The organism is Nitrospirota bacterium, from assembly GCA_016214855.1.
Taxonomy (GTDB): Bacteria; Nitrospirota; Thermodesulfovibrionia; order Thermodesulfovibrionales; family UBA6898; genus UBA6898.
Genome location: JACRMT010000004.1, coordinates 407,517 through 434,045, shown reverse-complemented (window position 1 = coordinate 434,045; position 26,529 = coordinate 407,517). Strand labels below are relative to the sequence as shown.

At 47.7% G+C, this 26,529-nt stretch carries 28 protein-coding genes; 13 read left to right on the top strand and 15 right to left on the bottom strand.

Going from position 1 to position 26,529, the window contains the following annotated elements; translation table 11 throughout:
• Nucleotides 1-62: 62 nt before the first annotated feature.
• The 11 genes from arsS (at nucleotide 63) to HZB62_04095 (ending at nucleotide 9,816) form a co-directional block, all read left to right on the top strand.
• Nucleotides 63-968, top strand: a complete 906-nt coding sequence (gene arsS, locus HZB62_04145; GenBank protein ID MBI5074343.1) for an arsenosugar biosynthesis radical SAM protein ArsS — start codon at nucleotides 63-65, stop codon at nucleotides 966-968.
• A 62-nt stretch (nucleotides 969-1,030) separates the two neighbouring features.
• On the top strand, nucleotides 1,031-3,664 hold the full coding sequence (locus HZB62_04140; protein ID MBI5074342.1) for a glucosidase: 2,634 nt from the start codon (nucleotides 1,031-1,033) through the stop codon (nucleotides 3,662-3,664).
• Between the two features lie 27 nt (nucleotides 3,665-3,691).
• The gene (locus HZB62_04135; GenBank protein ID MBI5074341.1) at nucleotides 3,692-4,054 is read left to right on the top strand and encodes a hypothetical protein; all 363 of its coding nucleotides are present in this window, start codon (nucleotides 3,692-3,694) and stop codon (nucleotides 4,052-4,054) included.
• 107 nt (nucleotides 4,055-4,161) lie between these two features.
• Nucleotides 4,162-4,986, top strand: a complete 825-nt coding sequence (locus HZB62_04130; protein ID MBI5074340.1) for an MIP family channel protein — start codon at nucleotides 4,162-4,164, stop codon at nucleotides 4,984-4,986.
• An 18-nt stretch (nucleotides 4,987-5,004) separates the two neighbouring features.
• On the top strand, nucleotides 5,005-6,072 hold the full coding sequence (locus tag HZB62_04125; protein ID MBI5074339.1) for a methyltransferase domain-containing protein: 1,068 nt from the start codon (nucleotides 5,005-5,007) through the stop codon (nucleotides 6,070-6,072).
• The gene (locus HZB62_04120) at nucleotides 6,073-6,810 is read left to right on the top strand and encodes a DUF3047 domain-containing protein (GenBank protein MBI5074338.1); all 738 of its coding nucleotides are present in this window, start codon (nucleotides 6,073-6,075) and stop codon (nucleotides 6,808-6,810) included.
• 33 nt (nucleotides 6,811-6,843) lie between these two features.
• The gene (locus tag HZB62_04115) at nucleotides 6,844-7,176 is read left to right on the top strand and encodes a carboxymuconolactone decarboxylase family protein (GenBank protein MBI5074337.1); all 333 of its coding nucleotides are present in this window, start codon (nucleotides 6,844-6,846) and stop codon (nucleotides 7,174-7,176) included.
• Nucleotides 7,177-7,211: 35 nt separating this feature from the next.
• Nucleotides 7,212-7,901 (top strand): TVP38/TMEM64 family protein, encoded by a 690-nt coding sequence (locus HZB62_04110; GenBank protein ID MBI5074336.1) that lies wholly within the window; start codon nucleotides 7,212-7,214, stop codon nucleotides 7,899-7,901.
• 145 nt (nucleotides 7,902-8,046) lie between these two features.
• Nucleotides 8,047-8,961, top strand: a complete 915-nt coding sequence (locus HZB62_04105) for a hypothetical protein (protein ID MBI5074335.1) — start codon at nucleotides 8,047-8,049, stop codon at nucleotides 8,959-8,961.
• 84 nt (nucleotides 8,962-9,045) lie between these two features.
• Nucleotides 9,046-9,405, top strand: a complete 360-nt coding sequence (locus HZB62_04100) for a cupin domain-containing protein (protein ID MBI5074334.1) — start codon at nucleotides 9,046-9,048, stop codon at nucleotides 9,403-9,405.
• 174 nt (nucleotides 9,406-9,579) lie between these two features.
• The gene (locus HZB62_04095) at nucleotides 9,580-9,816 is read left to right on the top strand and encodes an SHOCT domain-containing protein (GenBank protein ID MBI5074333.1); all 237 of its coding nucleotides are present in this window, start codon (nucleotides 9,580-9,582) and stop codon (nucleotides 9,814-9,816) included.
• Nucleotides 9,817-9,949: 133 nt separating this feature from the next.
• Here HZB62_04095 and HZB62_04090 read toward each other — a convergent pair whose 3' ends face one another.
• The 15 genes from HZB62_04090 to HZB62_04020 all read right to left on the bottom strand — a co-directional run bounded on the left by HZB62_04090 (nucleotide 9,950) and on the right by HZB62_04020 (nucleotide 23,541).
• Nucleotides 9,950-10,165, bottom strand: a complete 216-nt coding sequence (locus HZB62_04090) for a hypothetical protein (protein MBI5074332.1) — start codon at nucleotides 10,163-10,165, stop codon at nucleotides 9,950-9,952.
• Nucleotides 10,166-10,187: 22 nt separating this feature from the next.
• Complete coding sequence (gene merF, locus HZB62_04085) at nucleotides 10,188-10,409, bottom strand: mercury resistance system transport protein MerF (protein MBI5074331.1); 222 nt, start codon at nucleotides 10,407-10,409, stop codon at nucleotides 10,188-10,190.
• Nucleotides 10,410-10,420: 11 nt separating this feature from the next.
• Nucleotides 10,421-11,815: a mercury(II) reductase gene (gene merA, locus HZB62_04080; GenBank protein MBI5074330.1), complete on the bottom strand. Its 1,395-nt coding sequence runs from the start codon at nucleotides 11,813-11,815 to the stop codon at nucleotides 10,421-10,423.
• A 201-nt stretch (nucleotides 11,816-12,016) separates the two neighbouring features.
• Nucleotides 12,017-12,568, bottom strand: a complete 552-nt coding sequence (locus HZB62_04075) for a hypothetical protein (GenBank protein ID MBI5074329.1) — start codon at nucleotides 12,566-12,568, stop codon at nucleotides 12,017-12,019.
• 51 nt (nucleotides 12,569-12,619) lie between these two features.
• Nucleotides 12,620-16,762 (bottom strand): hypothetical protein, encoded by a 4,143-nt coding sequence (locus tag HZB62_04070; protein MBI5074328.1) that lies wholly within the window; start codon nucleotides 16,760-16,762, stop codon nucleotides 12,620-12,622.
• A gap of 241 nt (nucleotides 16,763-17,003) precedes the next feature.
• Nucleotides 17,004-17,828, bottom strand: a complete 825-nt coding sequence (locus HZB62_04065) for an HAD family phosphatase (protein MBI5074327.1) — start codon at nucleotides 17,826-17,828, stop codon at nucleotides 17,004-17,006.
• 265 nt (nucleotides 17,829-18,093) lie between these two features.
• Nucleotides 18,094-18,750: a cysteine hydrolase gene (locus HZB62_04060; GenBank protein ID MBI5074326.1), complete on the bottom strand. Its 657-nt coding sequence runs from the start codon at nucleotides 18,748-18,750 to the stop codon at nucleotides 18,094-18,096.
• 33 nt (nucleotides 18,751-18,783) lie between these two features.
• Nucleotides 18,784-19,140, bottom strand: a complete 357-nt coding sequence (locus HZB62_04055) for a cupin domain-containing protein (GenBank protein MBI5074325.1) — start codon at nucleotides 19,138-19,140, stop codon at nucleotides 18,784-18,786.
• Between the two features lie 134 nt (nucleotides 19,141-19,274).
• Nucleotides 19,275-19,922 (bottom strand): hypothetical protein, encoded by a 648-nt coding sequence (locus HZB62_04050; GenBank protein MBI5074324.1) that lies wholly within the window; start codon nucleotides 19,920-19,922, stop codon nucleotides 19,275-19,277.
• On the bottom strand, nucleotides 19,919-20,512 hold the full coding sequence (locus HZB62_04045) for a hypothetical protein (GenBank protein ID MBI5074323.1): 594 nt from the start codon (nucleotides 20,510-20,512) through the stop codon (nucleotides 19,919-19,921). The genes HZB62_04050 and HZB62_04045 overlap by 4 nt, the downstream gene beginning before the upstream one ends.
• Before the next feature lie 9 nt (nucleotides 20,513-20,521).
• Nucleotides 20,522-21,418 (bottom strand): hypothetical protein, encoded by an 897-nt coding sequence (locus HZB62_04040; protein ID MBI5074322.1) that lies wholly within the window; start codon nucleotides 21,416-21,418, stop codon nucleotides 20,522-20,524.
• Between the two features lie 32 nt (nucleotides 21,419-21,450).
• Nucleotides 21,451-21,888, bottom strand: coding sequence for a hypothetical protein (locus HZB62_04035; GenBank protein MBI5074321.1), 438 nt, complete (start codon nucleotides 21,886-21,888; stop codon nucleotides 21,451-21,453).
• A gap of 88 nt (nucleotides 21,889-21,976) precedes the next feature.
• Nucleotides 21,977-22,774 carry a hypothetical protein gene (locus HZB62_04030; protein MBI5074320.1) on the bottom strand — a complete coding sequence of 266 codons (798 nt, stop codon included), beginning with the start codon at nucleotides 22,772-22,774 and terminating at the stop codon, nucleotides 21,977-21,979.
• Nucleotides 22,774-23,118, bottom strand: a complete 345-nt coding sequence (locus HZB62_04025; GenBank protein MBI5074319.1) for a TfoX/Sxy family protein — start codon at nucleotides 23,116-23,118, stop codon at nucleotides 22,774-22,776. The genes HZB62_04030 and HZB62_04025 overlap by 1 nt, the downstream gene beginning before the upstream one ends.
• Nucleotides 23,119-23,268: 150 nt before the next feature.
• Nucleotides 23,269-23,541, bottom strand: coding sequence for an HU family DNA-binding protein (locus HZB62_04020; protein ID MBI5074318.1), 273 nt, complete (start codon nucleotides 23,539-23,541; stop codon nucleotides 23,269-23,271).
• Nucleotides 23,542-23,686: 145 nt separating this feature from the next.
• On the opposite strand from HZB62_04020, the gene HZB62_04015 reads away from it, so the two are divergent.
• Together HZB62_04015 and HZB62_04010 are read left to right on the top strand one after the other, a co-directional pair.
• Complete coding sequence (locus HZB62_04015; protein ID MBI5074317.1) at nucleotides 23,687-24,916, top strand: hypothetical protein; 1,230 nt, start codon at nucleotides 23,687-23,689, stop codon at nucleotides 24,914-24,916.
• Nucleotides 24,917-25,017: 101 nt separating this feature from the next.
• Nucleotides 25,018-26,442: a GGDEF domain-containing protein gene (locus HZB62_04010; GenBank protein MBI5074316.1), complete on the top strand. Its 1,425-nt coding sequence runs from the start codon at nucleotides 25,018-25,020 to the stop codon at nucleotides 26,440-26,442.
• The last annotated feature ends 87 nt before the right edge of the window (nucleotides 26,443-26,529 follow it).

Below are 26,529 nucleotides of genomic sequence, written 5' to 3'. Positions count from 1 at the left end.
AAAGAGTTTGTCAGAGCTGAAAAAACATGACTATGGAATTTAAGAATAAAGTGTATGAGGTAATGAAGGCCCCTCTGATATCAGCTGGGCTGCAAAGCCTCCAGGTCAACGTGGGCTATACATGCAACATGTCCTGCAAGCATTGCCATGTAGCAGCCGGACCGAACAGGCCGGAAGTTATGAAAAAGGATACCGTTGATCAGATTCTTGACGTGATAGGAAAGTACAATATTCAGACGCTTGACCTCACAGGCGGCGCTCCTGAGATGAATCCGCATTTCACCTACTTTGTAACGGAGGCAAAGCGGGTTGGCTGCCATGTTATTGTTCGTTCAAATCTTACCATCTTCTTTGAGAAGGGGTTTGATTACCTGCCTGAATTCTACCGTGAGCATAACATAGAAATATCAGCATCTCTTCCGTATTACCTTGACAGCAGCGTTGACAGGGTAAGAGGAAATGGGGCTTTTGAAAAAAGCATCAAGGCAATTCAGGTGCTCAACGGATTGGGATACGGAAACGGCTCAGGCATGAGAAAGTTGAACCTCGTTTTTAACCCCTCGGGAGCCTTTCTCGCCCCTGAACAGAAGTGTCTTGAAGACGAGTACCGACGGGAGCTTGGAGCGCGGCACGAAATTTCTTTTAACCATCTCTTTGTTTTTTCTAATATGCCGGTCGGCAGGTTCAGAAATCATCTCGAAAAGACAGGAACTCTTGATAGCTACCTGGAGAAGCTTGAGCAGGCATTTAACCCCGCAACGCTGAATGGACTTATGTGCAGGCACCTCATAAGTGTCGGATGGGATGGCGCTCTTTATGATTGCGATTTCAACCAGGTGCTTGATCTTCATATGCACGATTCCTGTCCCCAGCACATTCAGGAATTTGACCTTGAACGTCTTTTGGGCAGGGAGATACACGTAGGTGATCACTGTTACGGCTGCACTGCCGGGCAGGGATCTACCTGAACAGGCTCAATTGCATAGCAGGCGGTCGCCTGCCTAATAGATAGAGAAGAGGACATGGAAAAGTGACAGCTGAAGGAAAAAGGCTTGAAGAGAATACCAATCACCAGGTCTTCTGGAAAAAATGGGGTCCTTATCTGAGCGAGCGACAGTGGGGCACAGTCCGCGAAGACTATAGTCCAAATGGCGATGCATGGAATTATTTCCCCTTTGATCATGCACGGTCGCGGGCCTATCGGTGGGGAGAAGACGGTCTCGCAGGTATATCCGACATTCAGCAGAATCTCTGCTTCAGCATTGCCCTCTGGAACGGCAAAGACCCTATTCTCAAAGAGCGACTCTTCGGTTTAAGCGCTTTTGAGGGAAACCACGGTGAGGACGTCAAGGAGCTTTATTACTACCTTGATAATGTTCCGACTCACTCGTACATGAAATATCTCTACAAGTATCCGCAGGGAGAGTTTCCATACCGTAAAATTGTTGAAGAAAACCGGAAACGCTCCCGCAAAGCCCCTGAGTATGAGCTGGCTGACACCGGTATCTTTGATCAGAACAAATATTTTGATGTCTTTGTCGAATATGCAAAGGCCGAACCTGACGATATCCTGATTCGGATTGAAATCTTCAACCGCGCTGAAGAAGCTGCTGACATCGCTGTGCTGCCGACCATCTGGTTCAGAAATACCTGGTCATTTGGAAAAGTAAAAAAGAGACCCCAGCTGAGGCTTATCTCGGATGAAGGTCAGGATGCTGTGCTGGAAGCGGAACATGAACATTCAGGGATATGCTATCTCCATTGCGATGGCGGCAGGGAGGTGCTCTTTACCGAAAATGAGACGAATGCAGCAAGGCTTTTTAATGTTCCGAACGCTTCTCCTTTTGTGAAAGATGCTTTCCACGATGTGATCGCCGGAGGAAAGGACAACCTGTTGGAAGATAAGAATTCCGGCACCAAGAGCGCAGTGGTTTATCGTTTCCGTATACAGGCTGGAGCGTCTGCTTCCGTACGACTGCGACTTTCCGAAAAGAAACTCGATGAGCCTTTTAAGGGCATTTTCTCTGAGATATTCAGCCAGAGAATCGCCGAGGCCGATGAATTTTATGCAGTTGTGTCTCCAGATGAGCCGGTAAGCGATGTTCTTCAGGTTCAGAGGCAGGCTTTTGCCGGTCTGCTCTGGAGCAAGCAGTATTACAACTATGAGATAGAGACCTGGCTAAGCGGGGACAAGGGGCAACCCGTGCCTCCTGCTGCAAGAAAGCAGGGACGTAACCACGACTGGCCATACCTTTTCAACAGGGACATTATATCAATGCCTGACAAATGGGAATATCCCTGGTATGCCTCGTGGGATCTGGCCTTTCACTGTGTCCCCCTTGCGGTGATCGATCCTGATTACGCCAAGAAACAGCTGATCTTATTTCTGAGGGAGTGGTACATGCACCCCAACGGGCAGCTCCCTGCCTATGAATGGAATTTCAGCGATGTGAACCCGCCTGTCCATGCATGGGCCTCCCTCAAGACATATGAACTCGACAAGAAAAATTCCGGCAAAGGGGACATTGTTTTCCTCAAAAGGGTGTTTCAGAAACTCCTGCTTAATTTCACCTGGTGGGTCAACAGAAAGGATTCCGAAGGACATAACATATTTCAGGGCGGATTTCTCGGTCTGGACAATATCGGCATCTTTGACAGAAGCAGTACACTGCCGACCGGCGGACATATCGAGCAGGCAGACGGAACAAGCTGGATGGCGATGTATGCCCTGAATCTCATGGACATGGCCCTCGAAATTGCGCAGGAGGACCCGGCGTATGAGGATGTCGCTTCAAAGTTCTTCGAGCATTTCATCCATATCGCTGAATCCCTGAATACGCTTGGGGAGAGCGGTCTCTGGCATGAAGAAGACGGGTTTTACTACGACTCCCTCCATCTTCCGAACGGAACCACTATTCCTTTAAGGGTAAGATCGCTTGTGGGTCTTACTTCCGTGCTCGCTGTTTCCGTGATAAACAAAGACCTCTTTAACCGACTGAAAGGGTTCAGAAAAAGACTTCTCTGGTTCAGAAACAACCGGACTGAGCTTGGTAAATACCGGCCGATCGAGGAACTTGCTGAAGACAGGGATATTTTGCTTTCGCTGATACCGAAGCACCGACTGGTTAGAATACTGCAGAGGATGCTTGATGAAAATGAATTCCTTGCTTCCGGTGGCATCAGATCCATTTCCAGATATCATAAAGACAATCCCTTTGTTCTGAAGGTCAATGGAAATGAATATAGAGTGGATTATGAACCCGCGGAATCGACAACCAATCTCTTTGGCGGCAACTCAAATTGGAGAGGCCCAATATGGATTCCGATAAATTATCTTTTCATAGAATCCCTGAAGAAATACTACAGCTACTATGGCGAATCACTGAAAGTTGAGTTCCCGACTGCGTCCGGCAACTTCCTGAACCTCATGGATGTTGCCCAGAAGCTCTCGCAGAGAATATCAGGAATCTTTATGCTGGGTGCAGATGGGAAAAGACCTGTTCACGGCGAAAAAGAAAAATATCGTAACGATCCGCACTTCAGGGATCTGGTTCTCTTCAATGAGTATTTTCACGGTGATACCTGCGAGGGTCTTGGAGCGAGTCACCAAACCGGATGGACTGCACTTGTGGCCGAAATGATCCGGTGGTGCTGGTGTAAGTGAGATTTCATGGAAAGGAGGTGAGAAAGAATGAAGATCACAAGAATGATGTTGATCACTCTGACAGTTGTTGGATTGATATTCTCTGTTGCATTCGCAGCGGGGGATGCGGGAAAGGGGAAGAATCTTTTCACTGATCCGAAGGCATTCGGCGGCGAGAAGGCCTGCAGTGCGTGTCATCCTGATGGAAAGGGACTGGAGAAAGCCGGCGCAAAAAAAGAGTTTAAGATTATGGGAAAAACACAGAAAAGTATCGAAGAGGCTGTGAATTTCTGCATTGAAAACGCCAGCAAGGGTAAAGCTATTGATTCGAAGTCTGAAAAGATGACGGACTTAGTGGCCTATATCAAGTCGTTGGGCAAGAAGATGGACAAAAAAGCTGCAGGATATTAAAGCTGATTCAGGTGGGAGAGCAGCGCAATGTTCTCCCACCTCAGTTCACAATTATTAAATTGTTACGTATATTCGATTATATATTGGATAATATTGGGAGGTACCCATTGACATATAAGCATGATTTTGCGGGTGAATTTATCGGCACCTTCCTGCTGGTCTTTTTCGGATGCAGCTCAGTTGCCGTCACTGTAATGTTCTCCTCTCATGTGGGCCTTTTTCAGGTAGCGGCTGTTTGGGGAATTGGTGTCACCATAGCGATTTACGCAACACGACATCTCTCCTGCGCACACCTGAACCCTGCTGTCAGCATTGCTATGGTAATAGGGGGAAGGATGTCAGCCCGGAGGCTGCCAGTCTACATCATCGCCCAGTTTGCCGGAGCGTTTTTCGCCGCTGCGGTGCTCTATCTCATATTTGGCGAATCTATTGCGCGTTTCGAGGAGATTCACGGAATTGTAAGAGGAGGGACTGAATCGGTTAAGACAGCGATGATGTTCGGAGAGTTCTATCCTAATCCAGGCGCAGGAGCGGCTGCATCGGTTAGTACGCTTACTGCTGTAATTACGGAAGGCATCGGTACTTTTATCCTTGTATTCTTGATATTTACTCTGACTGAAGGCTGCAATCTGGGAAGACCTGATGATATGATGGCCCCGCTTTTCATAGGATTGACTGTTGCTCTTATAATTTCGGTGACAGCTCCCCTTACACAGACCGGTCTCAATCCGGCACGGGACCTTTCCCCAAGGCTTTTCTCAATGCTTCTGGGATGGGACAGGGCAGCTCTTGCCAATGGTTGGTACGGATCGCTCGCTGTCTACGTTGGGGGACCGATTTTAGGAGCCGGTATTGCTTCGCTGGTGTTTACAGGACTTATTGAGCCGCTGATGAAAAGCAAGAAAAATACGGGTATGTGCAAATGCAATTAAACTATCAAGGAGATATAAATGAAAACTGATTCGAAAACACATGATAATCTGAGAGAATACTACGGGAAGATCCTCGGTGGAACAAAAGATCTTCAAACAAGTGCCTGCTGTTGCACGGATGAAGGTATACCGGCGGAGGTAAAAGAGGCCCTTAGCCACATTGACAAGGAAATACTCGATCGCTTCTACGGTTGTGGCTCGCCAATCCCACCGCTCCTCAATTCGGCTACGGTTCTGGATCTGGGGTGTGGGACCGGCAGGGACGTTTATATCGTATCCAGACTTGTCGGAGATCAGGGCTTTGTTATAGGTGTCGATATGACCGAGGAGCAGCTTGAGGTGGGACGAAGACATGTCGAATCCCAGATGAAGAGATTTGGATACGACAGGCCGAATGTCGACTTTAAATGCGGATATATTGAGGACCTTCAGACTGCTGACATTGAGGATAATTCCGTTGATGTAGTGATCTCCAACTGTGTCATCAACCTTTCTCCGGATAAAGCTGCGGTCTTCAGTGAAATCTTCAGAGTACTGAAACCGGGCGGAGAGCTCTATTTCTCGGACGTGTTTGCAGGCAGAAGAATTCCTGACCAGCTTAAAGACGATCAGGTGCTTCGGGGAGAGTGCCTGGCCGGTGCGATGTACATCGAAGACTTTCGGCGGCTCTTACGCGACATCGGATGCACGGATTATCGGGTGGTCTCAAAGCGAAGAATAGCCATTGATAATCCTCAGATCAGTGAGAAGATAGGGATGGTCGATTTTTATTCGATGACCATACGAGCGTTTAAGCTGAGCGACCTTGAGGACATCTGCGAGGACTACGGACAGGTAGCAATCTACAAGGGAACGATGCCGGGAAGTCCCCATTTCTTCGATCTGGATGATCACCATAGATTTATTGCCGGCAAGCCAATGCTCGTGTGTGGCAATACGGCATCCATGCTTCAAAATACCAGGTTCTTCGAACATTTTCGGATTGTGGGCGATAGAAAGACTCACTATGGACCCTTTGATTGTGCGCCTGCCTCTGCGAAAGCGGAAAATGCCGATAGTGGATGCAGCGGAGGGGCATGCTGCTGAGTGAAAAAGCGGGATTTTGCTGTAATAAGTTGGTTTATCGCGGCAGGTTCGTTATTACTTATTTTGCTGAGCTGTATCAATCTTTATGCTCAGGATGATGGAGTATTTTTACGGGAAGATTTCAACGATCTCCACAACTGGAGGCCGCTGTTCTTTCCTAAGATTAAAAAACATACGGAGTATACCATAGAAAAAGATGGCGACAGGAGCTATCTCAGAGCTGAGAGTAATGCATCTGCGTCAGGACTGATTCTGAAGAAGGAATTCAATGTTTCTGCATATCCAAGGATAAAGTGGCTCTGGAAGATAAGCAATGTCTACATAAAGGGAAATGCCGAAGAAAAATCAGGGGACGATTATCCGATTAGAGTATATGTCATTTTCAAATATGATCCCGATAAAGCCTCTCTTGGCCAGCGAATAAGGTATGGACTTGCAAAGGCAATTTATGGGGAATACCCCCCACACAGCAGCCTGACCTATATATGGGAAAGCAGAAAACATGACAGGCGTATTATTACAAATCCTTTTGCCGAAGAATCAAAGATGTTGATATTGGAGGCCGGCGGCGACAATGTCGGGAAATGGAGGCCGGAGGAAGTCAATATTGTGGAGGACTATAAGGAGGTCTTTGGCACTCTCCCTCCATCAACTGCGAGCCTCGCGATTATGAATGATTCAGACAATACCGGCGAAAAATCAGTTTCATATATTGATTTTATAGAAGTGTTTAAATGAGATGTCCCATTACTGGCGTGAGGAGAAGAAAATATGACCGAGTATTACAATAGTGAAGACCTCGACCGTTTCGGTGAGATTGGTAAATGCAGTCCTGAGCTTTTCAAGAAATTCATGAGCTGGTACACTGCCGCCCTCCAGCCGGGGGTGCTTAGTAAAAGAGAAAAAGTATTAATTGGGCTGGCGGTTGCTCACGCCATCCAGTGCCCTTACTGCATTGATGCATATACCAAGAGCTGCCTTGAGGAGGGCATGAGCCTGGAGCACATAACTGAGGCTGTGCATGTAGCTTCTGCAGTCAGGGGGGGCGCGTCCCTGATCCATGGCATACAGGCACACAATGCGGTAGACAAACTCTCCCTGTAACACGGCAAAATGATGAATCTGCAGTCTTTCAGGTTATGAGTATTAGAGGACCGCGTGCACTGAAGGCTTTATTTCTATTTATCCTGATTGGCGTAATAGCCCTTTTCTGGGCCTACGGTGCTGGAGATTATCTCACCTTTGCCAATCTCAAGGCACTTCAGGGGAACCTTGCTCACCTATTTCAGAAGCAGCCGGCTACAGTGATTTTTGTTTTTATGGCGTTGTATATTTTGATTGCCGCTCTATCACTGCCAGGAGCAGAGATATTGAGCATAGCAGGTGGTGCTGTTTTTGGACTGTTTGCAGGTACTGTGGTCGTCTCGTTTGCAAGCACCATAGGCGCGCTGCTCGGCTGTATAGTTGTTCGATATTTTCTGAAGGACTGGGTTGAAGCTGTTTTTCAAAAGAGAGTTGCGGCCATCAACTCTGCGTTGGAGAAAAATGGGCCTTACTATCTTTTTATCCTGAGACTCGTGCCGCTGTTTCCGTTCTTTTTGGTAAATATGGCTGCAGGCCTCACCAGAATGCCGCTATTCACGTTCTATTGGGTATCACAGCTTGGCATGCTGCCTGTCTCATTTATCTTTGTCAATGCCGGAAGCAGGCTTCAGTCGATGAACTCGTCAGACGATATCCTGTCGCCCGGCGTCATATTGTCTTTTGGGTTGCTTGCCTTGTTTCCCCTTGCAGCTAAAGCGATATATGGGCGATTTATAGAAAAATGAGCAGAACATCATTCAGAAAAACCCCCTTTCATTATGGAATCAATACAGCTACCCGGCTTGCCGAGTTCACGCATGCGGTGGGCAGCACAACTAAACTGACCATAAACTGCTTTGCAGTTCTCCATTTTCAGATATGAGGTGTGCGATGAAATCTGCAGTTGGAAAAATATTCTGTTTTGTCATTGCTTTGGTGTCCTGTCTTTTTTTGCCGGGAGCAGGCACGTTTGCCGGTGAACCCGGTCATCATGACTCTCATCACGGACAGATGAACGACATGCATTCCGACAAAGTCGAAGAGCTCTCATCATTCCTCATTCAGATAGAGAAGGGTGCTGCTCCCTGGACAGCGCAAAACGAGGTGGCGATCACCTTCCGTATAACGGACGGGAAAGGAAGGCCTGCTGAAAACCTGACTATTTCTCATGAACGGATTCTTCACGTAATCATTATCAGCGAAGATTTAAGTTCTTTTGCCCATATCCATCCCGAGGATTTTGGGCCGATTACTGACGAGATGATGAAGAATGCCCGGTACTCGGTACGATATGCATTCCCCAAGGCAGGCCGGTATCTTGTCGCGGTTGACACAGCGGCAGAGGGCACCCATGTCTCGAAACAGTTTCATGTAACCGTGGATGGAATACCGAAGATGGCATCAATAAAAAGGGATTTTACCCAGAGAAAGTCCTTTGGTGGATATGATGTATCGCTAAAGAGCATTCCTGAGAAGTTACGCGCAGGAGAGAAAAACTTATTGCGTTATGCGATAACAAGAAACGGCGAGCCGGTAAAGGATCTTGAGCAGTACCTCGGTGCACCCATGCATCTTGCCGTTGTTATGACGGACCTGAACGGTTTCATTCATGCTCATGGAGATGTTCCGGGGGCATCACATGACCATTCCCGCTCAGACAATAGCATTGGAACAGTCAGGGAGAAAGTCGGACCCGAAATCGAATCTGATGTGGTATTTCCGAAAAGGGGCACATACAATATTTTCAGCCAGATTCAGCAGCGAGGAAAAGTGATACTTCTCGATTTTATGGTGAAGGTTGAGTGAATCATTGAAGTTATTTTGTGATAGAATTTATTATATAGTTGAGATAAGCCAGCATTCTGAGAGCAAGGGAAGAGGAGGCGCAATATGGAACAGGCAGAACTGAAAAGCTTTGGGAACCCGGATGAAGTCCGAGAATTTCCGAAGGGGCGACTCGAACTCATAAAGATCGGCGGTGCGACCATTGGTCGGGCTATCTTCGAGCCCGGCTGGAGGTGGGCGACCTCGGTTCAGCCTCTTGCCAAGACAAAGAGCTGCGAAGCGCCGCACTTCCAGTATCACCTGTCCGGCGTGCTGAAGATTCTCATGGATGACGGAACAGAGTTTGAGTGTCGGCCTGGCGATGTATCCCTGCTCCCCTCGGGCCATGATGCCTGGGTGGTCGGTGACGAGCCTGCAGTTGTCGTAGATTTCCAGGGGATGATAGATTATGCAAGGGCGACGTAGGTCCTTTTTTTAGGGTTTGACGTGTAGGCCTCATATCGGTGGGCTTGAGCCGTCGCGCAAACGTTAGTGAAGGAGAATACAATGGAAAAGCTATTGGGTTTCTTGACCGCGATACTTTCTTTGATGACGATCACTTCCGCTGATGCTCACGAACCGGGAGTGATGGGACCCGGAATGATGGGCTGGGGATTTGGAATGGGCTGGCCGGGTTTTTTCTTCATGTTCGTATTTTGGATCGTTGTAATTGTGGCTGTTGTTCTTCTTATCAGATGGATTATAACGTCTACTGGCTCCGGTTCGCGCAACAAGGGTCATGATGATTCGGCGATCGAGATTCTCAAGAAAAGGTACGCCCATGGAGAGATAAACAAAGAGGAGTTTGAGGATAAGAAGAAAGACTTGGAGAAATAGGATCTCAGCATATGATCTCCCCGAAGGACAGGGGATGTGCTAATAAAGGTTGCTAATGTTTCCGTATTGCTCTTCTCAACATCTCGACTGACGGTACGTTCATGAGTCTGCCTGACTCGTCAGTGAACATCCTTCAGGAAAATCCCGCCATCTCCTGCGGTTCGATGTCCACGCCATTAATGAGCACAGAGGGCGAACCTTTGATCTCAAGCGCAGAAGCCTCTTTATCCGTTATGCGGCGGAATATCACCTCTGCGGCTACGTCTTCCCTTTCGACGGCTGCCCTCACATTCGCCCGCAAGAGTTCCTCAGCCCCGCACCCTGCAGACATATAGCACTCGATCTTCACAAAACACCTCCTGCAATCTATACTATTGCGACTTCTTCCATTGCCGGTAAGAATAGACAGTCAGAATTATGAGAATCACCAAAGCAGGGTAGAGCACATAATCCAGATAGGACGTAAAAGCACTCAGGCCCACCACTGCAAAAAGGACAACAAGAACGGGCGTAAAACAGCATATCGCCACGATGAACGTACCGCTGAGCGCCGCATAAAATCTTTTCCTCAAAGTCTGTTCTCTCTTTTCCATTCTTGCTCTCTCTACTCAGCGCAACAACTGAGCATCTCAATATCTCTGAAAAAGCTTTGCGCGCAAAGCTTGATCATCTCACTCATTGTTGGATATACGTCTATCTTTTCAGCCACTTCCTGCACGGTCATTCTGTTTCTCAAAATCAGAACGCCCTGGTGAATCACCTCTGAGGCCTCATGCGAAAGGATATGGATGCCAAGAACACGTCCGGTTTCAGCTTCGGCGACCATCTTGATAAGCCCCCTTGTATCATGGACCGCCTTTGCCCGTGGAACATACTTCATGGGAAGCTCCCTGCATATGCACTTGATGTACTTCGCTTCCGCCTCTCTTTCGGTCAGACCCACTGATGCGATCTGCGGTGAAGTGAATATCGTGTGCGGTACTGTCACGTAGTCCGCTGTCTTCTGAGAGCCGGCCACCGCATTCTCTCCTGCAATAGCGCCCTGGTATCCCGCAACTGTAACAAGTGGCATCTTTCCAGTCACATCACCTGCAGCCCAAATATGGTCAGCGGTCGTCCTCACGGAATCATTTACGATGAGAAAACCCCTATCGTCCAACTTCACTCCGGCGATTTCAAGATTCAGGTCAGTGTTTGGTGTTATCCCTGTCGCCATCATGAGACTGTCAGAAGCTATCCTACGGCTCTTTCCTGAAATTTCGGCATGGGTATAAATTTTGTCCTTCCGCCTATCGAAGCCCATGATCTTCACGCCTGTGTAAACTCTAATTCCCTCCCCTATCAGGAGATTCTTCATTTCCTCCGAAATATCCTCTTCCTCCTCGGGCACTATCCTGCCGCTCCGTTGGAGGACGGTCACCTCGGAGCCGAAGTGCCTGAATATCTGAGCGAACTCAAGAGCTGTAAACCTCCCGCCGATGATCGTGATGGACCCCGGAATTTTGGTCAGATTCAATGCCTCGGTGCTCGTCAGAGACGGGACCTTCTCGATACCGGGAATAGCAGGAACAGCCGGTCTCGCTCCTGTTGCGATGATGAACTTTTCTGCTGAGATCCTTTTCTTACCGATCCTGACCTCATCAGACGCGACAAATTCAGCCTTTCCCCTGATAAGCTCGATCTGCGGGACGGCTCTTAGGATATCGAGGTATTTCTTTTTTCTTAGTTCTTTTACAAGACTGTCTTTCTGTCTGACTATCTCTGAAAGGTCGATTGTGCCTTTGAGGGTTATGCCTTTATAGCGTGGACGAGTGCCATAGTACAAGATCTCACCCGCCCTCAGGAGACTCTTTGAAGGAATGCAACCTCGATTAACGCAGGTCCCACCGATAGGTCCATATTCAATGATGCCGATTTTCTTGTTTCCTATGCCTGCCGCCTTGAGGGCCGCAGCAAAAGCCGCAGAGCCGCCGCCAATGATTAAGAGATCATATTTCATATTATAAACCCTTGAGTCAAGTCCAGAGTCAAGTATTCTATTTTCGGTCGACATAAGTCAGTCGCTCTTTCAACGAATTGCGAGCTATCGAATGCGCATCTAAAGAAACAGAGGCTCACTTCCATACGCACACTGCGAACCCGCATGGCGAGTGTTGAGGGGTCTGGGGGTTAATTACCTCCGCTACCCGATTAGCTGTTATCATTTGCTCGGTATTTCATATGCATCCGTGTCGAAACCGTTCAGAATTTTCGATACAGCCAGAAATCGTTTGTAATTGGCGGTACTCTTGTCATTGTCCATGAACATTGGAATGACCGTTTCTTTCTGTTGACCGTTAATCTGGACAACAACTCGGATCCCACTGCCATCTCGGTACCCGGGCCGAAACGCTTCGAGAAACTGAATGCCTGCCTCAATCGCCCGTTGCATCTTCTCTCGTGCGACTTCGGGAGGAAAGACGTCCTTGCGAACAAACATGACGTGATGCTCTTGTCTTACCGCCACCCATCCACTTTTGGGCTGGATATTCATCTGGCTGATGGACCAGTGCGCACGTGGCGACACTTCAACCTTTGAAAGGCCATCGTGCCAGATCGTGAGCCGCTTGTATCCTCCGTTAGGCTCCCAGTTTTGCTGCTCCCATACAATCATCTCCACGTTTCGAGAATCGTGGGCATACTCACTGGCAGCGGCAAATGCCTGGAAGGAAATCAAACAGGCAATCAGAATTAAAAAGTGTCTTCTCCTCATGTTGTTTTCTCTCCTGCAGCAAACATCTTATTGCCTCTATTTAAATTATAATCAAACGAGTCTCGATTGAACAGTGAACATACATGAGCCGAGGTAGACAAGCCCTGTGGATCCATCAATGCTCACTTCTGTGCCCTCCCGTATAAGGTGCTCATTCATGAAGGCGTAGGGCTCATTATTTGATTCATTTATCTGCATATCCGAACACCCTACTACAGCAGTCAGATTGAACTTTTGAGCAAGAATAGATGCGTGGGAGGTGGGACCACCAGTAGAGGTGATAATACCGTTGATCAAGGGCATCAAAGAAACATCATCGGTGCTTGCAGCCCGACGCAGAAGGATTATCGGTCTGCTGGTTTCCTGCCGGAGTTTGTTCAATTCCTCAACAGACGGGCAGAATGTCGCGATTCCACTAAGCGCGCCACCGAAAACTCCCACACCCCGGCCGACGATCTTCGGCTCCATCTTGCATACTTCGTCAAATCTTGTTGCCAGGCCATAGTGCTGCTCCATACGTTTTGTCTGCAGAATATAGATAGACCTATGGCCGCTGCCGTCCAGAACATAGGTTGACTCGACCTCCTGCGGAAGTCCTCCCATTGCAGTTTCGATCCGCTCAGCCATTTCCTTGTGCTTTGAGAACAGGTCAGGATCCATTTCCTCAAGGCTGAGCTGGTCTGATCCTGTCTGTGTTTTCGCAAGCGGCCGATTGAGCATTTTGCCGTATACGAGGTCATCGCCTGTTGCCTCTTCACGCGTCTCCCCGTAAATCCCCTTCAGCAGCGAGGAGCGGGCGCGAGTAAAGAAGACCGAGGCCCCGGAACCATCTGCATTCCCTGAAATCATCTCAACAAGCATGACCGAGGTCCCCCAATGGTCTGATACCCCCATGGCCTTTCTAAACTGAACTGCACGATCCCGATTCCAGCTGAGATAAATAGCATTTACCGCTGTCATAAGCTGCTCGTAAACATCAGAAGGTATCTTCAGTCCCCTTAAAGAGAGGTATTTCAAATACGCCTGAACTATCCTTTCGATTTCCCCAGCGCCCTGTTCACGAGGTTTTTCAGCAAGGACAGCACCCCTGAGATCTTCGAAAACATCCTGCTGGACACCAAAGACGACAGTGGAGTAATGCTCGATAAACCTGCGGTACGAATCCCATCCAAGAATGGCATTGCCCGATTTTTTTATGAGACCGGCCAGTGTGGCATCATTCATGCCGCAATAGAGGATGGAAGAAAGTATCCCCGGCATCGAAATATATGATCCGCTTCTTACAGACAGAAATAGCGGATTTTCAGGGTCACCCAGAGTCTTTTCTGAAATCCGCTCGATATGCCCGATCGCATCCCTGAGCGACAGATGGAACGGGTCACTTTTCGTATAAGTCTCACAATCATCTGTGTGGGCAGAGGAAAAGACGGCGCTCGACGGCACAGGCAGTCCGCGATTCGAAAGATAAAACAGGTTTTTTGCTTTACTCCCCAGAAATGGAGACAATGTCATGATCTCACTATCAGGCAGATCCTGCATCAGATAGTGGTCTTTTGCTAAGACGGTCGTATTCGTCAAATTTATTATATCGTCAGACCCGGCAGCGACGCGCGCCCTGAGTGCGTTCATGATATTGATCAAAAGCCTGTCAAGCTCCATAAGACCTGTAATACTGCCGATGATATCTCTAAGAACAATATCGGCTGCTTTATTCAGGAAGTCGCCATTTCCGCGTGCAAGATTAGTTAAGCGCTCCGGCAGTTCTTCAGAAGAAAAGGCGGTCAGAACCTGTTGGAGAGGGACATGAAACATCCTGTAGCAGAATTCAACCATGGAAACAAGTTCTTTTTGCCATAGTTTAAGAAGATCGACTATCTGCGATAAGCGGAGAGCATTGGATTGTAGAACCGCGAGGATCTCATCAATCTGGAAATTTTCATGGTCATGCAGAGTGTAAAGATCGCGAAGAGCACTGAGACAGCGAAGCCATTTCTTCAGTTCATCATTGCGGAAATTTTTACGACTCGCATCTATTTCTGCAATGATGCCTTCAAGGATTACGCGAATGCTCTCTTCACTTCGGTAAAGCTCAGTTAAGGCATCAAATTTTGGCTCATGGTATGAACCCATAACAGAAGGAATGCCAAAGGCTATATGGCGCTTGTAGTAGAGCGACTCTACTGCCTCTGTCTTGATCGGCGACCCGATTACTTCCCTTGCCCTCCTGACCCTCCCCACCAGATCAGAGAGCAAGGAGAGGGGATCGCCGCCGTCAGAAGCGCTGGTTGCAAGAAGGGAGTATTTCTTCTTCAGCTCGCGGTATAGCATGCAGATCAGTCTAATCTTCGATTGCATTTCCCGGGACGTCGAAATGGCGTCGGCCTGTCTGCTTATTTCGCCTTCTGCGACCATGAGAATTTTCCCAAAATTGATGGTATTGCCATCGTATGCACCGATCGAGACAAGCAAAGGCCTCATCGCGACAGAGTAGGATTCGAGAACCGCAGAATCCACCTTGTCAAATACTTCATCCGGGACACTGCCTTTAAGGACCACTGCATTTGCGCTTGACCATGCTCTGATAATATCTTCTATAAGGCGAATATTGTTATTACTTGCGTTTACATGGACCTGCTTTCTCAGGAAGTAGAGAAGGGGGTCATTTCCCCAAGAGTCGATCTCAGTCGAGTAATCGCGCAGCTTACCGGTAGCAGCAACCTCATTATAATAGACAGGCAGCTTCTGGAGCAGTATATAGTTCGGCAGGAAATTATCACGCATCGCACCGGAATTGAGATATGTGGAGATGTCTCTCTGGAATAGTTTGTCATCAGATATATACACGCCCGTTACAAAGAGGTTGCAGATTAGATGCATTATGATCGATGAAAGTGTCTCGTTGTGAAGACCCAATATGGAAAAGAACCTGGAGAGTCTCTCATAATGACGGGGGTCAATAACCTCTGCCCACGTATCCTGCGAAAATGACGTTACTCTCGGGACAGGGACTACTATACGAGAGACCAGATCCGTATAGAGCATAATGAGATCCTGATCTCCTGTCGAAATTATTGATGAAGCAACCTTAGGATTGAGTAATGCCTCATCCCTGAAAGCCAGCTCCTCAGATCCAATGAAGGCAATTAATGCCTTGCCTGCAGAAATGCTGCCCTGCACGGCAAGTTTTTCGATAATTCCGGCAACGCCCAATGCCACATTTTTTGCAGCACCGGAAGAAAGCGCGTTGAATGTCGTTATCCCCGTAATAATAGTGCGCACAGCCCTGTCGGCAGTTACTGTATCTATCGCCTTCGTAACGGCATCAAAGTATGCATCTATCATGTCTGCATCATCAAATAGATTTGCATCAATATTGAGAATCATCTCTGAAGCATGAGTCAGTTCACCAGCTGCAATCATCGACTCAGCAGAAGAGAGTACCTTGCTGAGACTATCTCTGTATTGCCCGCCATATTTTGACAGTCCGGTGAAAGCCTCTCCGGTAAGCAGTGCCCTAAGATCGTCAAGCGCTGCATTACCTATTGCCGGGGCTCCAGATATTCTTTTTTTCAACGATGCAACAATGCAGCTGGACATGCCACTGATGTCAACCGAAGGTGTGCGCTCACGTATATTCCGGATCAGTCTCTTCGCAGTATTCAGTGAATACGAAAGATCGCAGCAGGAGTCCACAAGGTGCTCTTGCCATGCTTCAATGGAGGAGCGAAGCTTGCTCACGTCATCTTCTTTTTCAAGGGGCAATTCGAGAAGGGAAATAAAATTTGCCGCAAGTTTTCCTGAAACCCGTGCATCCGTCTGCACCAAGGCCTTCAATAGGAGGATTGCAAAGGTATCGAAGCAGAGGTAATAAGCCTCTCTGTTCCCCCAGAAGAGATCCTTTGAAAATGAGTTAACCTGCTCCGAGAGGGTTTTCCAGTCGCGTTTTGACGAAAGAAATCCGGCAATAATGCTCTCGGCATCATTCAGAAGCCCAGGCTTATTCCTGACTCCAACAGTTAGACAACTCAGATTTATCTCTTGAGCTTCTGCCGATAGCTCGAAAGCGCTTGTGAAGAATTCATTGGGATGGGCCCTTTTTAATAGAAATGTGCCGATATGTCTTCCCTGTTGAATGATGTCTATCTGCAAGCTTGCGGCGCTGCTGGTCTTTTTTGTATCTGCGGTCAGTTCCATATGTCCATTTTGAAGAATTGAGCGGCACAGTTCTGAACCCTCCCGCATCAGGCAAGCTTCATAATTGCCCGCTGGAATCGCAAGAAGTGATCCCTTGATTACAGTCTGTTCCTGCATCTCGTTTACACAAAGGTTTTTGAGAACCAGCGACGAAATAGGGCCTTTGTATGCAGTAGCGAGCGTACCGACAAGATAGTCAAGCCGGCATATTTCAGTATGATCCGTCACTCAATTCTCCGCGTCAGATATTCGCTTCCTGGATCATCGTGTCAAAGACATCCAGCAGAAGACTGGGTTCATCTACAACCCATTTGTTATCGAGAAGGTCTGCAGCGTGTACCTTGTCCCGGCTGAACGGTGTGGTAACAGCAATAACCCGCATTCCTGCCGATAAACCGGCCCTGATACCGGATGGTGAGTCCTCGATAACAAGACATTCCGAAGGTGGAACCTTAAGCTGTTGTGAAACAAGCCGATAAATTTCCGGATCGGGCTTGCCCTGGTTGACATCCTCACCGGTGACAATGCATTCAAATGAATCCGTAAGTCCTATGGCAGCGAGAATCTTCAAAACGTGTCTCCGTTCAGACATCGTTGCCAGTGCCGCTCTGAGCTTATTCTTCTTGACCACATGGAGCAGAGCAACATTGTGAGACCATTGGCTGTCCCGAAGAAGTTCGGGATCCTCCAGTATTGTTTCATAGATAGGCATCCTTACTTTGATCAATGCCTGCCAGGGCTCACTGATACCATATTGTCCCGTATATGAAAGGAGAAAAGGTTCAAGATCAAAGCGGTTCACCATGGCAGTAGCCATATCGCGACGAGATCTGCCGACCATTTCCCGATAGGTCTCCATGACATCAGGCTCACTTACCATGCAGCTGCACTGATCATCTTCCCTGCTTACCGTTTGGCCGACAAATTCATCATATGCTGTTTCGACTGTCTTTTGATCAAATTTGCCAGGGCAAAGCTGAGAAATGGCGCGAGCATAGGAAATAGCCTTCAGGTGTTCAGTCTTTACAATTACATCATCGAGATCGAATATAACCGCGCGTATCAATCATGATCTCCTTATCACTGACGTTAATAATGCGTATTCCTGTCATGTATTACGATAAACTTTATGAAGGGAAAAGACTGTAATAGTGCTTACAAATACGCCTTAAAGCTGCTATCAGAGCGGTTCATCAAATCCCGAAGAGAAGCTCCAGCGTCTTCAGTAGAACTGTGGACCATTACACCGAGTGTACCGCAAGGGAATTGAGCTGCTCTGGTACATCTTCTCACCTAAGCCAACATCGGCAGCCGGGTGATATTGGTCACCCTCACATCGCAAGCAATTGATCACTGGTTATCTTCCCGATGCCGTCTTTTTCATAAAGCTTTAGAACCTCGGGCATCTTTTTTTGTGACATGACGGCATCCGTAACCACGGCAACCTTGTAACCCCGATTCATTCCGCCCAAAGCTGTCTTGTGCACGCAATAGACGCCATCCAGTCCCGTGAGATACAATTCATCCACCTGACGCGATCTCAGGAAGTCGTCAAGCCTCGGGTTCGAGAAAGCATCGGATATCTTCTTGGTGAAGTCATTATCATTGATCACTTTAATCCGGGAATCAAGCTCGGCTCCTGGCAGTCCTTCGATAGTCCTGCCTATAAATCTTCTCGTCATCAGATTGTTATCAAAAAGCTGCCGGATATAGACCACTTGCATGCCCGATTTCGATGCTGTATCAATAAGCCCGTTAATGGCAGCGATCTGGCCATCTACATTCTTGAAGAGTGGTGTTTTGCTCTTTGCTCCCGTGTAATCTTCCTGAACGTCGATAACCAGAAGGGCCTTTGCCGGATGAGCATAAGTTCCGATCTTATCGCCTGTCGTCGGTGTATATATTTTTCTGATCATTACAAAGGAATAGACCGCGATAATGGCGATAATAACAGTTACAGCTATCAATGCTTTATTTTTCAGAGACATATACGATCCTCCTGTAGCCCTCATGTGTGCAGATTATCTCATTTTATTCGGAAAGGATATTTCCAATACAACACACCCGATATCGGTTGTGAATGGGCCGTGCACCTCACCGGGTGGTCTGCTTGCATAATGACCGCTCTCAAGCCACATATCAAAAGCCTTATCGTAAAGTCGGCCGCTCACTATAAAGACCTCCTCAGGATATTCATGGCTCTTTCCCCCAAAAGGCATGGTATCCGCCCCGGGCAGGAATCTTGTCAATCTGGTATATTCACCGGTGGCCTCATCAATGCTCAGAGTCAGTTCCTCTGCCATCCTTTCCAGTCCTCTGATCGGCGTCCACTCTCCTTTACTCAGAGGATTCCAATAGGTGATTGTTGACTTTGCCATTTTGCCTCCAGAATAAAATATATCCCTAAAATATCTTCGTTGTCATAAGCATGCAGCGTTCTCTTCATTGATGCCCAACAAGGGGGCATAAACAAACTTCCAGCGAAATATCAGGAAGTCATTAGATTTGATGTTCAATCCTTATCAGGTTGTGGCCTGCCTGGCCAACCCACAACTATCATTAAGAACCCTGAAAAGTGGGCATTATCCGGAGATAGCGATTTATCAACCTGCTTTTTCATTTTGTTAATCACTGATCTGTACTGCCTATAAAAAGCATAAGTGGGGGTCGGATTATATTCAAGTCCCTCTATTTCGAAATATTGGATAACATTCTTTACGGTAGTCGGCTTGATAAAAACCTCGGTCGTTGGTCGGAAATAGGCAGGGCATATGGTGACCAGTGACCACTTTGCCAGTTTCCCCTTTCGCAGGATATCGACAAGCACTTCAAACCCTCGTTCTTCATCGCCATGCAGAAAATCGTAAAGTCCCTTTGACAATTTCTCTTTTCCTGGTAGTGTCAGAGATCGAGCGTAGTCCCTGAACTTGGGTTTTTCGAATAATGAGACCATTGAAGAACGACTGACCACTTTTTCCATATCCTCTACTATTTTAACAGGGTCCCTGAAATTGTCTTTTGCAAACGCTTCCTTTGCCAGGGCGGTCATCTTGTCTGACTTGTGCTTCTTGGCCAACTCCAGCATGACCGGGTGAGCAAACCCTCCGGGGTAATCATTGAGAAAATCTCTTTCAGCCGCCTTAAGTTTCCCGATATTCATTTCTTGCCTCCTGATGGTTCATTCCGTTCCGGTTCTTTTCGTATACGCATTCTGCGCTGCCACTGTTCCAGACCGCAATAATCGACTATCGTGTGGGAGACCAGGCGGTAGGCCTTGCCATCGTACACATAGGTATCGAGACTTGAGGCGGAAACCCTGTAACGGCTATAGATCTGGATGATCCTGAAGCCGTTTATGCGCTCGTCAAGTATGGCCGGGTGCCCGAAGAACTCTCCGATGCGCTCCATCGTAATGGGATCAAGTAGCAGATACGGACAGCCTGCGTTGCCGCATAACCTGCCATCAGGAGAGGTGAGCAGTATTTCCTGTTTGCCGTCATCATTAAGGTCAATGAATAAAGCAAATGGCAATTCGTCCCGGTAATCCAAGTCCGAAAGCGCCTTGTTAAGATCGCCTCTGAGTGGCAGCTTTTGACTTCTCCAATACCGGCTACCGTATATTTCACCGGGCAGGATCTTTTCATCTCCGCGCAGCTCTTCACAGTTGTCGGCAGCCGCTATGGCTGAGTAGCCCGTAGCGGTCATGAGTATGAAAACAATGAGAATGAAAACTCCAGTCTTAAATCTCAAATTGTGGCCTCATTTCCATCTGCCGCTGCTGAGTACAGAGTCCAGAACAAGTCTTGGGTCCACCCGGCAGTCACCAGCACTGCAGGCAGTCCGATATTGCCATGGCACATTCTCTTCACGTCCGTCATAACCGCTGAAGACCCATTCATTGCCTCCTGATTTGCCGTGATCATTATGTATTGCAAAAACCGTCGCCTTTCCGTCACGCCTTCTACCCTCGAACCAGACCGGCAGACGGGTGACCCATCGCAGTGTATCGGTGTCAAGGACTGCGGCCCAGGTTATGGTTGCCCAGGCATCCGGAAGCGCATGCAGTGTAGTGTAATTAATGATCACCCAGGGCCAGTTCGGTGCTGAGGCTGCAGACGAAAAAGGCGGTAGCACGCCGGCAGATCCGTAGGCATAGTCGAAATTGACATTGCTGCATGAGGAAGGCACATCCGGGACATCGATGGTTATCTCTTTGTAACCGAGAACGCGGCCGTAGGGGGCTGAGCGCATCAGGCTCAGTCTGCACACAGGAAATTCAGTGGGCTGTCCGCGAAAGTTCTGGATCTGCTGAACAGCATCGTTCTTCATTTTCTCGTTCATAGTGTGGCTTGCGATCACGAGAACAGCATTATCGTTCGGCTGGGGAAGTTCTTTATAGAGCTGGAATGTGAAGGAAACTCGGTTTCCATTAGGATAAACGAGCTGTTCCCTGTCCCAATCCAGGCTGACGCCGGGGTATGCCTTATCGATCATAGCCTCCATGCGCTGCGCACGCTCCTTTGATACCATGTCGCGCCTGCTCGCTGTCATCTGCATCTGCGCCGGGGCCAGATCCACCATGAGGAAGAGGGTGATCAGCATTGTGACCGTTATCGTCCTGATTCTACCCGAACAGGCCAAACGACCTGATTTCATTATATAACTGCTATTGTTCACTTGTGACGAAATCACTTCCGAGCCAGAATGTACGCAATTATCACTCCCTCGACCAAGGAGCCCACGAGGAGCAGCGTTAATTCCAGTATATTGAGAATGATCGGTTCTGCAAGCAGAGTATGATAAATGAACCATTCCTGGAATACCCAGTACATGATCCAGATGGTCAGCCCCCAGAAGATGCCTTTCTTCCACCAGGAATTGCCAGGAATGGACGGCTGGAAGACCGAAAATAACCAGCCATGGCTGATGCTTAAGATTACCAATCCTGTCACGGATACCGGCATATTGCGTGAAGGGGTGATGTCGATGAATAATCGGCTCTGGATGGTCGGATCATAAAGAAGGTTTTTGATGACCGGAAGGGTGAACAGAACGCCTAAAACGCCATTACCCACGAAACCGCCGATGAGACCGGCCAGCAGAATGGCACTCTTACTCTTCTTCATGGCAAACCTCCCGATGCGGCAGTTCTATTCTGTTTAGGAGACGCATCGCTTCAATTAGATAGCTTTATAAGTAACTGTTCATGTGAAACTATTCATCCGACAGCTTTTCTATCATCCACCATGGTCTTTCCATGAGCCTCGCTCCGTCGTCCTTTGAATAGAATGTGTGCATATTCTCGTCAACGAAATACCTCCAGAAAGCCGGCTCGTATCTCTTATCTATGATTCTGAACGCACCCTTCTTCTCTTGCTCTTTGAGAAAGTCCCTGTATGCGTCAAGAGGTTCTATCCCCGCCTGCTGGAATATGAGCCTGCCGCCGTATTTATGATAAAGAGCCTTGTTGATCTTCCAGGCCCTTACCGTATCTATTGCCATCCTGAGTTTCATTGGGCGCCATTTGGATTCCATCTCTCTGGCGCGCTCATCCATCTCCCTATTGGTTTTTATGATGAACTCAAGATTCTTGAGATGGTCCTCTTTCTCTTTTCGGGCCTTAACATTGAGTGAATTGAACTTAAGCTCTTCGATGAGCTTTAGGCGATCCCTCTCGAATTTTATTCTGTTTCTTCTTTCCAATTCTGCGGTCCTGATTATGAAGATGTCCACTTCTTCCTCAGTTGGCTCAATCCTGTTCTCCAGGGCGAACTGGTCAAGCAGAGCCCTGATGATAATGCCGCTGAGCATATCCTTGTCTTTCTCAGTAATATTGGTTTCGAAGACTTTGGCGATGACTTTGTCAGTTGAAGGAGCATTTTCCTGTCCAGATGTCCAGACCGGAAAAGCGAGAATAATGAGTAATACAGGCATGACGTGCGCCAGCGATATTGATATCGTTATATTTATATGCCACGAGGTTTTAACTGACCAGTATCTGCGGCTTTTCATTACGATTTCCTTGTTGCTTTTACCGGTGTTTTCTTTATGAATCTGAGAGATTCATCGATCCAGAACTTCAGGTCTGAATCCGACCTGAGACCGTCGAGACTGATGAACAGAAAGCCTTTCATCGGCCTTCCGGTAAAGTCCATCTCCCTGGCTGCAGGGTTTCTCAGAAGCTCCTTGTACCGTTCGGGGAGAACCCTTACCATCAGGTCGTTCTTGAGAATACCACAGCACATTTTTCCGGTCAGCATGAAGGTAATACCGCCGAACATCTTTTTTTCTTCACATTCGTGCTGTTTTATTAAGAGCGCCCGGACCCTTTCTGCTAATTTATCATCATATCCCATAGTTACTATCTTTCCCCTGTTGGTATGACTTCAGCTGCTTCAGTCGAAAATATCCAGTCTATCGATAAGCCGTGTTACAAACTCTGGATAAAAAGTGCTATCACTGAAGGACTTTATAATTGGCCTGAGATATATAGTCTTAGGCTTTTCCTACTTAACCGAATCCTTGAAGGTCTTCCCCGCCGTGAACTTAGGAGCCTTGGAAGCCTTGATCTTGATAGCTTCTCCTGTTTGCGGATTCCGACCAGTTCTTGCCTTCCTGTGGGATACCGAAAAAGACCCGAAACCTACCAGCGTTACCTTATTCCCCTTCTTCAAAGTCTTCTTGATCCCATCGATGAGGGAAGCAAGTGCCTTATCTGCTGCTGCCTTTGAGATGTCAGAATCCTTTGCCATTTTGTCGATAAGCTCTGCCTTTGTCATATTGCCTCCCATAGTGGTAATTCGATACTTAAAATTATACACGGAAAATCTACCTTCAAGTCCAATAGAACAAGAGCAATAATAGATTCGTTGAGACACAGTAGGAATCCGCTGCATTATTTGGTTAAAATTGAAAATGCACAAAATGGCTACAGGAACCACTCACAAATGGATTTTTGCCCCTCGCTTCCGTCGGAATGCCTTCGGCTGGCGCTCACAACCAGCTATAACGAGGATCAGAGAGGCAGTGTCAGAAATAAAGAAAGCGGCGCGCAAGGATCCTGTCCTGGCCGCGGAAGGCGCTGTTATGTTTCTGGAAAAGGTGTCTCCGGCTCTGGCCCATGTGGATAGTTCCTCTGGCTCCATCGGAACTGCAGTGAATAATGCCATGGATACGCTGGTGACTATTATTGCCGTCGCTCCGGCCGACACTGCAGTGCGTGATAAGTGGTTGGATCGTTTATGGCACGCAGTGGAGGAGGATGAAATACCATATCTGGAGCTTCTGCCGGATTTTTGGGGTGAACTGTGCGCCACCAGCGAGCAAGCCTCGCGGTGGGCTGATAGTCTTATTGAGATGGTCCGCTTATCGTGGAGACCTCGCCCGGGGGGATATAGCTATTTCAAAGGCACAACAGCTTGCTTGAGCTCCTTGTTTAAGGCCGGGCGGAATGATGAAATCCTGTCATTACTTCAACTTTCTCCAAATAAATACTGGTATTACAGGAAGTGGGGAGTTAAGGCGCTTGCAGCAATGGGAAGAAAGGCTGAGGCCATCCGTTATGCAGAGGATTCACGCGGCATTAATGAGCCCTCAGGGGCCATAGCAGAAGCCTGCGAAGAGATCCTGCTTTCAAGCGGACTGGTAGCGGAAGCCTATAACCGTTATGCCGTAGAGGTCAATCAGGGGACAACCTACCTTGCAACCTTTCGTGCCGTTGCCAACAAATACCCTCACAAAACGGCAAGTGAAATCTTGAGTGATCTTGTCGCCAGTACTCCGGGAGAGGAAGGTAAGTGGTTTGCTGCAGCTAAGTCTGCAGGTTTATATGACGAGGCTATAACCTTAGCCAACCGAACACCCTGCGACCCCAGGACGCTGACACGAGCAGCAAAGGAAATGTCTACGACCCAGCCGGGTTTTGCAGTTGAAGCCGGCATGGCGGCTCTCAGATGGCTGTTAGAAGGCTATGGGTACGAAATTACGGCTATGGAAGTTCGGGAGGCATACAACTATACAATGATCGCTGCTGAAAACCAGGGCTGCAAACAAGAGATATTTGAGCGCATCCGTAAACTTGTGAAATCGCAATCCTCGGGTCAACGCTTTGCCGCAACCGTTATCGGCAGAGAGCTTGGGTTGCCTGATGCCTGACGGGATAGCCTTGATGTCTAAAATCTTATCTCCGACTCCAAGGTAATATGTCTTAAGTAGTAACCTGAAATCTGACGACATAATATAAGGAGGAGTAGGCGATGTTTTCCATTCTTCTCCTCTCTATTCTTGTCATAAGTCTCGGAGCGAATGCCGTTCTTTTTTTGCTGTTCCATAGAAAGCAACGCCAGAATAAAAAGCTGAAAGAAATCTATAACAACCTCAATCCAGAGGCCGGAATCGAGAAAATGCTTAAAGTTATCAGTGAGGACCTATCTGGCTTCGGCTTGAAAATTAAGGGAATTTTTGTAAAGAACAGGAAAACCATGTCTCTGGAGGACGATACCCACTCGATCCCCGTTCTGCAGCATAACACCATGGTAAGGTCCTTTCTCACGATGGACCCCATCCCTAATGATGAGCTCGGGGACAACGAGGCAGATAATTTTATCAAGGAGAAATACGGGGGAAAACTGTCCTTTCTTCCTGTCAATATGAAATGGGAAGGACCCTGCTGGCAAGTAAACGATTGCAACGACACCGGCTGCAGCTGCTATCACAAGCAGGAACATAAATGCTGGGTAAAAAGCGATAAGAGATATAGGGGGGATGATCTTAAGACATACAAAGAAAAGACGGCCAGGTGCATGAACTGCCGCTCTTTCCTCCCGGTGGGGGTCTTTGCCGTCACCGGAAGGGGAGTTACCAAAGCGCACAAATACATAAGCGACGACTTATCCGGAATAATTAGAAACGCTGTCATTTATGAGAGGGCCCAGTATTCAGCAACCCGGGACCAGCTGACCGGGCTTTTTAACCGTCGGACCCTGTTCAAACGTGCCTACGAACTCATGAAGCTATCTCAACGCTACAAGCACCCGTTTTGCCTCTGCATGTTTGATATCGATCACTTCAAAAGATTCAATGACGAATATGGGCACGAGGTTGGCGATTATGTGCTCAAGGTCCTTTCCAAATTCGTGCTCTCGTGCATAAGAACCACAGATGTCTTTGGAAGGTACGGAGGAGAAGAATTCACCATACTTTTACCCGAAACAAAGAAAGAAGAGGCATTTACTGCACTGGACAAGATCCGGAACAAGGTTGACAGAGAAATATTTGAATATAAGGATGTGAAGCACCACATTCAGATAAGCATGGGCCTTACTGAACTCCATCAAGACGAAGCTGTGAGCCTCAGTGATCTCTTCAAAAAGGCTGACGATGCCCTGTATCAATCAAAGCAGGGAGGTAGAAATATGGTTACCTCATATATTGATGGTTTTCCTGCAGCCCCCAAAAAAGACGCTATCAAATCCAATAATGCCGATCGACAGGAGTCTGCAGGTAAGAAAAAAATCCCGACAAATAGGACAGCCTCGGCAAAGTCGAAAGGGATCTCCAAGGAATCCGGCGGTGGTGCCTCTCGGAATTTGAACGAGATCCTCGCTGAGCATATTGTAAAACCGGAAAGAAATCTGTGCATGGATCCGTCAGATCAGGATGAGACCATTGAAATTGGTTAAAAAGGGTATGAGACAGGTTAGCTATCATTACATATTCTTCAGGTATAGCCTCTAAACCATTACAATTTAGCATTAAGATATGTTATA

Excerpts from the sequence above, each read along its gene's own strand:
- HZB62_04025 (MBI5074319.1), bottom strand. The coding sequence starts at position 23,118 with ATGGGATATGATGATAAATTAGCAGAAAGGGTCCGGGCGCTCTTAATA.
- HZB62_04015 (MBI5074317.1), top strand. The coding sequence starts at position 23,687 with ATGGCTACAGGAACCACTCACAAATGGATTTTTGCCCCTCGCTTCCGT.
- HZB62_04135 (MBI5074341.1), top strand. The coding sequence starts at position 3,692 with ATGAAGATCACAAGAATGATGTTGATCACTCTGACAGTTGTTGGATTG.
- HZB62_04020 (MBI5074318.1), bottom strand. The coding sequence starts at position 23,541 with ATGACAAAGGCAGAGCTTATCGACAAAATGGCAAAGGATTCTGACATC.
- HZB62_04070 (MBI5074328.1), bottom strand. The coding sequence starts at position 16,762 with ATGGAACTGACCGCAGATACAAAAAAGACCAGCAGCGCCGCAAGCTTG.
- merF (MBI5074331.1), bottom strand. The coding sequence starts at position 10,409 with ATGGAAAAGAGAGAACAGACTTTGAGGAAAAGATTTTATGCGGCGCTC.
- HZB62_04075 (MBI5074329.1), bottom strand. The coding sequence starts at position 12,568 with ATGAGGAGAAGACACTTTTTAATTCTGATTGCCTGTTTGATTTCCTTC.
- HZB62_04125 (MBI5074339.1), top strand. The coding sequence starts at position 5,005 with ATGAAAACTGATTCGAAAACACATGATAATCTGAGAGAATACTACGGG.
- HZB62_04100 (MBI5074334.1), top strand. The coding sequence starts at position 9,046 with ATGGAACAGGCAGAACTGAAAAGCTTTGGGAACCCGGATGAAGTCCGA.
- HZB62_04110 (MBI5074336.1), top strand. The coding sequence starts at position 7,212 with ATGAGTATTAGAGGACCGCGTGCACTGAAGGCTTTATTTCTATTTATC.
- HZB62_04115 (MBI5074337.1), top strand. The coding sequence starts at position 6,844 with ATGACCGAGTATTACAATAGTGAAGACCTCGACCGTTTCGGTGAGATT.
- arsS (MBI5074343.1), top strand. The coding sequence starts at position 63 with ATGAAGGCCCCTCTGATATCAGCTGGGCTGCAAAGCCTCCAGGTCAAC.
- HZB62_04010 (MBI5074316.1), top strand. The coding sequence starts at position 25,018 with ATGTTTTCCATTCTTCTCCTCTCTATTCTTGTCATAAGTCTCGGAGCG.
- HZB62_04105 (MBI5074335.1), top strand. The coding sequence starts at position 8,047 with ATGAAATCTGCAGTTGGAAAAATATTCTGTTTTGTCATTGCTTTGGTG.
- HZB62_04050 (MBI5074324.1), bottom strand. The coding sequence starts at position 19,922 with ATGAATATCGGGAAACTTAAGGCGGCTGAAAGAGATTTTCTCAATGAT.
- HZB62_04060 (MBI5074326.1), bottom strand. The coding sequence starts at position 18,750 with ATGTCTCTGAAAAATAAAGCATTGATAGCTGTAACTGTTATTATCGCC.
- HZB62_04030 (MBI5074320.1), bottom strand. The coding sequence starts at position 22,774 with ATGAAAAGCCGCAGATACTGGTCAGTTAAAACCTCGTGGCATATAAAT.
- HZB62_04095 (MBI5074333.1), top strand. The coding sequence starts at position 9,580 with ATGATGGGCTGGGGATTTGGAATGGGCTGGCCGGGTTTTTTCTTCATG.
- HZB62_04040 (MBI5074322.1), bottom strand. The coding sequence starts at position 21,418 with ATGAAATCAGGTCGTTTGGCCTGTTCGGGTAGAATCAGGACGATAACG.
- HZB62_04055 (MBI5074325.1), bottom strand. The coding sequence starts at position 19,140 with ATGGCAAAGTCAACAATCACCTATTGGAATCCTCTGAGTAAAGGAGAG.
- HZB62_04035 (MBI5074321.1), bottom strand. The coding sequence starts at position 21,888 with ATGAAGAAGAGTAAGAGTGCCATTCTGCTGGCCGGTCTCATCGGCGGT.
- merA (MBI5074330.1), bottom strand. The coding sequence starts at position 11,815 with ATGAAATATGATCTCTTAATCATTGGCGGCGGCTCTGCGGCTTTTGCT.